The sequence below is a fragment of the Salinisphaera sp. SWV1 genome (assembly GCF_052044155.1).
Classification (GTDB): Bacteria; Pseudomonadota; Gammaproteobacteria; order Nevskiales; family Salinisphaeraceae; genus Salinisphaera.
In genome coordinates this window covers 1-622 of sequence record NZ_JBQDYE010000137.1, presented here as the reverse complement: position 1 = coordinate 622, position 622 = coordinate 1, and the positions used below count along the sequence as shown (strand labels likewise).

Annotated in this window: 2 protein-coding genes; one reads left to right on the top strand and one right to left on the bottom strand. The window is 47.6% G+C overall.

Features of this window, described 5'->3' with window-relative positions; genetic code table 11:
• Positions 1-194 (top strand): hypothetical protein (locus ACS8YF_RS19865; protein WP_440851803.1); only part of this gene is annotated, 194 nt, incomplete at its 5' end.
• A gap of 14 nt (positions 195-208) precedes the next feature.
• On the opposite strand, the gene ACS8YF_RS19860 is transcribed toward ACS8YF_RS19865, so the two are convergent.
• Positions 209-622, bottom strand: a 414-nt coding sequence (locus tag ACS8YF_RS19860) for an MFS transporter (protein WP_440851802.1), incomplete at its 5' end; no start/stop codon positions are given.

Sequence of the window (622 nt, the reverse complement as noted above, 5' to 3'; positions counted from 1 at the left end):
GACCACAGCAAAGGGAAAAAGTGTGGGGAAAGAGTGTGCATGAAGCACAAATTTACAAAAATGCAAGTTTGAAAAGAGACTTTAGCGTTACAAAAAGCAGTAAAAAGGGCCAGTTAATTGGCCCAAATTTTACGAGTCATTGTTTATACATTTCGTTGATGCGTTTGATGCACACGGAAGCTGAAGCCCAGTAGCTCGCGGCTGAGCATTAAAGGGAGCCATGCGCCTCACGCAACATTTTCTGCTCTGGCTGACGAATCGTCGTAGAAAGCGCCAATGACAGAATCAGCAGAGCAAAGATGACGTAGAACGTCACATAGAAGCCGCCAAACAGTGAGGCGATAATCGAACCACAAATGCTACCGATACCGAAACCGAGGTAAATCACACCGTAGTTTTTCGCCAGGTTATTGAGGCCGAAGAACTCACTGACCAGTGACGGAAAGACGGTAATAGTGCCGCCAAAGTTAAATGCCACGCAGGCAATCGCTGCAAAGAACGTCACTGCATTCAATGGTGCAAACAGCAGGGCCGCCATACCCACAAGCGAAATTACCTGACCAATGGTGATAACACGGATACGGGCGATTTTGTCAGACAGAATGCCCAGCACCAGACGACC